This is a genomic window from Synergistales bacterium (assembly GCA_021736445.1).
GTDB lineage: Bacteria > Synergistota > Synergistia > Synergistales > Aminiphilaceae > JAIPGA01.
The window spans coordinates 1-7,773 of record JAIPGA010000102.1 but is presented as its reverse complement, the minus strand read 5'-3'; the positions used below and the strand labels follow the sequence as shown (position 1 = coordinate 7,773).

Below are 7,773 nucleotides of genomic sequence, written 5' to 3'. Positions count from 1 at the left end.
CGGTCCCCAGATGACGCACGATCTTCTGGCGGGGCTTGCCGTCCACGCGCCTGCTTTCGATGATCTGAACCGCCTTTTTGGGACTGGTGGGTGAGGATTTCGTTCTGACGTACATGAAGAGAGAGAAGCACGAGAGTCGGAAAAAGTCAATAGGGAATATTTTTAGGCACTACAAGTTGTCGCCAAAAAATAAACCCCTGGAAACACTGGATCCCCAGGGATTCGCGAGGGAAGTAGCGCGGAAGTCGGGACCATCAGCGCCGAGAGGGCGGGGTTCAGGTCGTGGTCGGCGGCCACGATGGCGCCGGTGATCATGGGGGCCATGGCCGCCTCGAAGAGGGTCACCTGGATGACCGTTCCCTCCGCTCCGAGGACAGCAACGTAGAGCAGCGCCACCAGCGCGGGGCCGAGGATCAGCTTGTAGAACAGCCCTACCGACAGCGGCGCCAGCTCCCCCCGGATGTCCCCCAGCCGAAGCTGGAAGCCCACAGAGAGCAGCGCCAGCGGCGGCAGCGTCTCGCCGATCCGCTGCAGCACCATGGAGAGCCACTCCGGATAGGGCAGGGGGATCAGCGCGAAGGCCAGCACCATGGCCTGGAATGGCGGAAAGAGCAGCACCTTCCGGATGGTTTCCTTCGGACTGGCGGAACCCGACGAGGCCGCAACCGCCACGGCGATCCCCAGGGTGGCCAGCACCAGAAAGGAACCCAGCTGGTCCACCAGGATGCCGATCCCCAGGTACTCCCTTCCGTAGAAGGCCTCGATCATGGGCAGCCCCACAAAGGAGGTGTTGCCCAGCCCGGCGGTGAGGATCAGGGCACCTGCCGTACCCGGGGTGAAGCCAAGCACCTTCCCGGCACAGCGGAGGAAGAGGTATCCCCCGCCGAAGAGCAGCCAGGCCGATACCGCCGGATAGATCAGCTCCGACGAGAGCTTGAGGCTGTGGATATGGAGCAGCGCCAGCGCCGGGAGGGCCACGTTGATGATATAGGCGTTCAATACCCCTGGTGTGGTCTGGGGCAGCCTCCCGGTTTTGCGGAAAACGATGCCCAGGAGAAAACAGACCGCCAGAAGGATCATATTGTTCATTGGTATACCTTTCCTTCGTTCCACCGGAGTGATGGTGTCCCCGATACGCTTCGGGGGTTCGCTGCCCTTTCCGAGACCGTTCAGCGGCAGGGCAATGGTACGGGCACTCGTGAGCGAAATATGGCGGTCATACAAAAGGCTGTCGTTTTTCTTTAGGCTTGGTTGATGATTCTGTTGACGTCCTCCGTTTGCCCCAGCAGGATCAGTTTGTCATTTGCTTCGATGGTATATTTGGCCAAAGGAGCAAGGATGAATTCATCTTTGGTGTCGTTTTTAATGGCTATGACCGAAACGTGAAATTTATTTCTAATATCCAAATCAATGATTGTTTTTCCGACAAAAGACTTAGGAGGTATCGTCTCCGAGAGTGAAAACTTTTCGGAGAGTGGGATGAAATCAAGGATATTGTGGCTTGAAAGATTGTGCGCCAGCCTCTTGGCCATATCCTTTTCCGGATAGATGATCTCTGTGGCGCCCACCTTTGCGAGGATCCGTCCGTGTTCCTCGCTGACGGCCTTTACCACGATCTTTGGAACCTCCAGTTCCTTGAGAAAGAGCGTGACGAGTGTGGCCAGATGGGAGTGTTCGCCCATGGCGACAACCACCGCATCCATCTCGGTGATGCCCTGATCGGTGAGAAACTCCTTGTTGGCAGCGTCGTCGAGCAAGGCGTAGGAGCAGTACTCCTTGATTGCCTGAATCTTCTCCTTGTCGTTGTCGATCGCTATCACATCGTGGCCGAGCTCGAACAGCTGTTGTGTCATGTAGAATCCAAAATTACCCAACCCGATGACACAGAGTTTCTTTTTCAACGCAGGTGCCCTCCTTTTTCGTATCACCCGATCATGATGTTTTCTTCTGCGTACCGCGTTGCCGAACGGCGGATCCTTCCTCCGATTGCATAGGCCAGGGTGAGCAGGCCCACTCGGCCTGTGAACATGAGGAAAATGATGATCATCTTCCCGGCGCTGCCGAGTTCTCCTGTGGCCCCCATGGAAAGTCCCACTGTGCCGAAGGCGGAGAAGATTTCAAAGGTGTAAAAGAGAAATTCCCTGGCAGGACCGTCAGGGGGGCCGGGGGTTTGCACCGACAGCAGCGCAAAGAGTGATCCCGCGATGATGGTCACCGCCAAAAGGATCAGCAGAAGCGCCCTGGAGAGGTTCTCCTCCGGGATAGTCCGGCGAAATACGTTGATATGCGGAGTTCTCTTAATCCTGTTGTAGAAGGCCGCGGCGAATATGGCCAGACAGGTTGTTTTCACACCGCCCCCGGCCGATCCAGGTGATGCTCCGATAAACATGAGGATCATCAGCGCGAAGAGTGTGGGCGTCCGCAGCGTACCGATGCCGACGGTATTGAAACCTGCGGTCCGTGCCGTGACGGATTGGAAGATGGCGGCGAACATCCCTTCGAGAGGATGCATTTCCCCGAATGCAAAAGCCGCCTCAAGCCAGCCGATGCACCCCGTTCCCGCAATGATCAGAAAGGCGGTCGTGCCGAGGACCAGCTTGCTGTGCAACGAAAGTCGCTTTGGTCTTATTTTGGGGTGGAATGACTCCCTCGCTGTTCCCAGCAGCTCCCGGATAACGAGAAAACCGATTCCACCGAGGATGATCAATGACATGATCGTTATGTTCATCAGTGCACTGTCCCGGTAGCCTACCATACTGTCGGAAAAGAGAGAGAAACCGGCATTGCAAAAGGCAGAGATGGCGTGGAAGAGGGCGCAGTATGTTCCCTGCCGGATGCCCATTTCCGGGACAAAGACCAGGGAAAGAAGAATGGTCCCGATGATCTCGGCCGTTGCGGTAAGCACAATGATTTCCTTGACCAGCTCTTTCCAGGAGCTGACCGGTGAATGAAGGAGGGTCTCGTGGATGATCCACCGCTCCCGGGTGCGGATATCCATGCGGAGATAGAGAAAGAGAAAGACCGAGAAGGTCATGATGCCCCATCCGCCGATCTGGATCAGCACCAAAACGACGGATTGTCCGAAAAGGCTCAGTTTGGTGCCCGTATCCACGACGATAAGACCAGTGACGCACTGAGCGGATGTGGCGGTGAAAAGGGCATCAATGAATGAAAGGGGTGTCCCATTTGTTGCAGGGGGGGTTGCCAGCAGCGCGGTGCCGGTGGCGATTGCCGCCGCGTAGTAGAGAATCAGTGTCTGGGCTGGCGACAGAGACTTAATCCATTGTACAAGACCTGCAGGGTTCATGTTGTTCCCTCCCCTTTCAGGAACACCTCTTTCTTATTGTCTCTTCTCACTACAAGAGAGGCTCTCCCGTAGAACCGAGAAACAGAAGGCATTCTGGTGTATCATGGCGAGGCTGTCAAGATGCCGTATTCCAGCACCCCCTTCGCTGGAGGCGGGAGGAGAAACACCGGCGCGTCGCGTTCTTTGTGATGCTCTTCTGGAGGGGTTTCCTTTATGAGAGCAACCTATGAAGCAGCAGCCGCTGCTTGCGACCAGTGGAGTCTTGTGTGCCCCTCCTTGGTATTCCACCTTAGCTGTGCGGGCCGCGAGGAAGAACGGGCGGTTTCAGGCCCTGCCGTCACCCTGTCCAGCCCACCGTCTCGGTCCGTACCCGGGAGATCATCTCCCGTTCTCCCAGAAAGATCAGCTCATCGCCGGCCTCCAGCAGGGTGTCGCCGGAGGGATTGTAGAGCATGGCGCCGTGGGATTTGGTGATGCCGATCACCAGGATGTTGTAGCGGGACCGCAGGGGGCTTTCGCTGAGGGTCTGTCCCGACAGGGAGGAGTCGGCAGCGATCCGCAGGGAGTCGAAGTCCAGCGCCAGCTTCTTGGAGATGTTCACCAGCTCCAGGAATTCGGCGATGGAGGGTTTCAGCGCCGCCCTGGTCAACGCCGCCGCCCCGGCCAGGTGAGGATTCATCACCTTGGCCGCTCCGGCGCGGTAGAAGACGTTGGAGGACTGGGCCTCGTTGGCCCGCACGGTGATGTGGATGCTGCTGTTCAGCGACCGTGCGGTGAGCACCACGTAGACCGTGTCGGCGTCGCTGCTCAGGGCGACGATGAGCCCCTTTGCTCTGTGGATGCCCGCCGATTCAAGGTCCCTTTCCTCTCTTGCGTCGCCCTGCACGACCAGCCATCCCTGTTCCCGCGCCCCGGAGACGCGCTCTTCGCTTCTCTCGACAACCACGAAGGGCACGGCGTCCCTGGAGAGGATCTCCGCCACGTGGGTGCCGATCCGTCCGAGCCCGCAGAGGATCCAGTGGTCTGTCAGTCTGTTCACCTTACGATCCCTCCGTTTGCCCATCAGCATGAGGATGCGGTTGGAGACCAGATGCTCCACCACCTGCCCCAGTGCGTAGCCGGCTGTCCCGATGCCGACAGCCAGCAGGATGACGATGAAGATCTTGGTCGCACCGTCGGTCTCCGGCGGTGCGTTGAATCCCACTGTGGAGAGGGTGATGACCGTGTAGTAGACCGCGTCGACCAGAGGCAGACCGGCGACGGTCATGAACCCCGCGATGCCGGAGCCGAGGATCAGCACAAGAACCCCGATCCACAGAAGCAGCGTATGTACACTACGGGGAGAATGGGCCATCAAGCCCCTCCTTTGCCAGGCGCCGCTCCCCGCCTGTAGACTGTACAATACAGGCACAACCAGAAGGGAGTTGGTGCGCGGTGAGTGCGTTCAGTATAGCAACCTTCAACGCCAATTCGGTGCGATCCAGAGGGCATGTGATCAAAAGGTGGCTGGAAACGAGGGATGTGGATGTCCTCTGCATCCAGGAGACCAAGGTCCAGGACCACCAGTTTCCCGCCTCCATCTTCGAGGAGATGGGCTATCAGGTGGTCTACCGCGGAGAGAAAACCTACAACGGCGTGGCCGTGGCCTCCAGGGAACCGCTGGAATCGGTGGCCTTCGGCTTCGACGACGGCGAGGACCCCGTCGCCGACACCAGGCTGGCCCGCTTCACCGTACGCGGCATCCCCGTGGTCAACAGCTACGTGCCCCAGGGAAAGGCGATCGACCATCCCGACTATCAGGTCAAACAGCGCTTTTTCCGGCGTCTGCGGGAGCTCTTCTCCCGCCGCCACGCCGCTGACGAGCCGCTCATCTGGCTGGGCGACATGAATGTGGCGCCTTTGGAGATCGACGTCACCCACCCCGAACGCAAAGGGGATCATGTCTGCTTCCACGAGGACATCCGCAGGATCTACGACGAGGTCTGTGCCTGGGGGTTTACCGATATCCTCCGGCGCCACCATCCCGGGGAGACGCTGTTCTCCTTCTGGGACTACCGGGTAAAGAACGCGGTGGACCGGGACATCGGCTGGCGGATCGACCATATCCTCGCTACGGCCCCTCTCGCCGAACGCTCTGTCGAGGCCTACATCGACAGGGATCCCCGGAAGTGGGAGAAGCCCTCGGACCACACCTTCGTGACGGCTGTGTTCGATCTGCCGGCGTAGACGCCGTCGGTGCCCCTAGAGGAGGCGCATGGAGAGCATGATCACCTGGGTAACGGCCCGGACCACGGTGCCCCAGTAGCCGTTGGCGCCGCCGGAGTAGCGTTCCAGCGCCTCCCTGGTGTTGGAGGTGTCCTTGAGGTACCGCGAGAGGATCAGGCAGCCCGCGGCGATCCCCAGATCGGGATTGTGGAGGTCCTCCGGCGCCAGGATGCCGTTGGCCTGCAGCAGGCCGGCGTGGATCCGCCAGACCACCTGCATGACCCCGGCGGCCCCGTAGCCGCTTTCCGCCTGGGGGTCGAAGTGGCTCTCGGCATTGCCCACACCGACAGCCAGAAACATGGGGACACCGTACTTCTGGCTGTAGTGGGCGAAGGCCGCGGCCTCCAGCCAGATGGTTTCCGCATCGAGAGCGGGATTGACGCTGCTGATGTAGCTGGCGATGACCGCTACCTTCTTCTGGGTTTCCCGTTCCATGAAGGGCAGATGGCGGAGCGCCGGCGAGACATTGCGGCGCTTCCAGGCCAGCAGGTCTTCCTCCGAGGCGCCTGTGGAGGCAAGCGTATCCAGCACCAGCGAATCCAGGGGCCGCAGGCGGAAGATCAGTTCCTCCAGATTCCATCTGCCGTCGTCATCCTTCAGCAATCCGTTGCCGTCTTCCCCGAAGGCGGGAAGGGCCAGGGCTACGATCACTACGCCCACCACCATGGAAGCGGCGAAAGGGCCTCGGTGGAGCATTGATCCACATCCTTTGCGATGGAGATACACAACGGGGAGTAGGTGCAGTATACAGGAAGAACGCGGTTTGACAAAGATTTACATACAGAAGGTGATCTTATGCGGGTAGTATGTTTCCAATCAGTTTTCCACAGGCTGGCGCAGGCCTTTTCTTCCCAGTTGGCCGGTCTGGAACTGGAGATCGCCCCACTGGAGGAACTGCAGGCCGCTCCGGAGGGGATCGGCGTCCTGATCGTCACCCCCACCGTCATCGGGCCGGAACTCCTGGACAGCATGCCGGATCTGCAGCTGATCCAGCAGTGGGGTGCGGGGATCGAGGGCATCGACCTGGAGGCCTGTACCGAGCGGGGGATCGCCGTCTGCAACGTCCCCTCCCGGGGCACCGGCAACGCCGAGAGTGTCGCCGAACTGGCGCTGCTCCACACCCTGCAGCTCGCCAGGCGCGCTGCCGACGCCAGAGAGCGTTTCTTCCAGGGGCGGCTCCATTCCCCTACAGGGAGGATGCTCCGTGGCGAGTGGGCCTGTGTGGTGGGGCTCGGCGGTCTCGGCCGCACGATGGTGGAGTGTTTCCGGGGCATCGGCATGCGGGTCTGCGGGGTCAACCGCACCTGCCGGGAGGGGTTCGACGAACTCGGTCTGGATGCCTACTATCCGCTGGAGGGTCTGCGCCAGGCGGTCAGAGGCTCCCTGGTGGTGGCGCCGGCTCTGCCGCTCCGGGGGGAAACCAGAGGCATCATCGACGGTTCGGTCCTTGCCGCCATGGAGAGAGGCTCGTTCCTGGTCAATGTCGCCCGGGGCGGCCTGGTGGACAGGGAAGCACTGGAGGCGGCCCTGGACGGCGGCCACCTCGGCGGCGTCGGCCTGGATGTCTTCTGGGAGGAGCCGCCGGATCCGGGGGATCCGCTCTTCACCCACCGCAATGTGGTGGTCACCCCCCATGTGGGCGGTGTCACCAGGGAGGCCCAGCGGGGCATCGCGGCCTTTGTGGGCGACAATCTGCGCGGTGTCCTTGGGGGAGAGACACCGCAGGGTTGCCGGAACTGCTGATGGTTATATAAAGCAAAAAATTAAATATATTTATATTTTCATTGGAAAGTTTGTCTTGGCAGCCTGCTCTATTTTCGTGTGACTGGCCACGAGATGGGCGGAAGAACCTTGCATCCTTCCCTATTTCGATATACGATACCTGTAGGGTTCACTATCAACTTTTCGTATTCCTGGCTAAAAAATAAAGACAAACCGTATTCCGCGCGCCAGAGGCTGAGAGACAGGTCCCCCTCTTTCCTTTAGGTTTCCCATGTCTGTCGAGCAAGGTGATGCGTCAGGGCGAACAGCGTCTTGCGAGGCTAGGGTACCCTGCCTCCGGGGAGGTGAATGTGTGAGCGACGAACAGAACGGCAACCTCGTCAACGGGATCATCAACGGATCGGCATCCGCCGAGGAGAGCGCCATGGACGAGGAATTCCTGCACGATTTCGTAGCGGAAGCCACCGAACACCTGGAAG

General features: G+C 59.8%; 7 protein-coding genes. 2 read left to right on the top strand and 5 right to left on the bottom strand.

What is annotated here, in order from left to right; translation table 11 throughout:
• Positions 1-162 precede the first annotated feature (162 nt).
• From K9L28_11125 to K9L28_11110, 4 genes are all read right to left on the bottom strand, one after another.
• Complete coding sequence (locus tag K9L28_11125) at positions 163-1,089, bottom strand: AEC family transporter (protein ID MCF7936881.1); 927 nt, start codon at positions 1,087-1,089, stop codon at positions 163-165.
• A gap of 152 nt (positions 1,090-1,241) precedes the next feature.
• The gene (locus tag K9L28_11120; GenBank protein ID MCF7936880.1) at positions 1,242-1,901 is read right to left on the bottom strand and encodes a TrkA family potassium uptake protein; all 660 of its coding nucleotides are present in this window, start codon (positions 1,899-1,901) and stop codon (positions 1,242-1,244) included.
• 23 nt (positions 1,902-1,924) lie between these two features.
• Positions 1,925-3,307: a potassium transporter Trk gene (locus K9L28_11115; GenBank protein ID MCF7936879.1), complete on the bottom strand. Its 1,383-nt coding sequence runs from the start codon at positions 3,305-3,307 to the stop codon at positions 1,925-1,927.
• A gap of 337 nt (positions 3,308-3,644) precedes the next feature.
• The gene (locus tag K9L28_11110) at positions 3,645-4,661 is read right to left on the bottom strand and encodes an NAD-binding protein (GenBank protein ID MCF7936878.1); all 1,017 of its coding nucleotides are present in this window, start codon (positions 4,659-4,661) and stop codon (positions 3,645-3,647) included.
• A gap of 80 nt (positions 4,662-4,741) precedes the next feature.
• On the opposite strand from K9L28_11110, the gene xth reads away from it, so the two are divergent.
• A complete protein-coding gene (gene xth, locus K9L28_11105; GenBank protein MCF7936877.1) occupies positions 4,742-5,533 on the top strand; it encodes an exodeoxyribonuclease III in 792 nt (263 codons plus the stop codon).
• A 15-nt stretch (positions 5,534-5,548) separates the two neighbouring features.
• Here xth and K9L28_11100 read toward each other — a convergent pair whose 3' ends face one another.
• Entirely contained in the window at positions 5,549-6,268 is a 720-nt protein-coding gene (locus tag K9L28_11100) for a transglycosylase SLT domain-containing protein (protein ID MCF7936876.1), read from the bottom strand.
• A 99-nt stretch (positions 6,269-6,367) separates the two neighbouring features.
• On the opposite strand from K9L28_11100, the gene K9L28_11095 reads away from it, so the two are divergent.
• The gene (locus K9L28_11095; GenBank protein MCF7936875.1) at positions 6,368-7,315 is read left to right on the top strand and encodes a glyoxylate reductase; all 948 of its coding nucleotides are present in this window, start codon (positions 6,368-6,370) and stop codon (positions 7,313-7,315) included.
• Positions 7,316-7,773 lie beyond the last annotated feature (458 nt).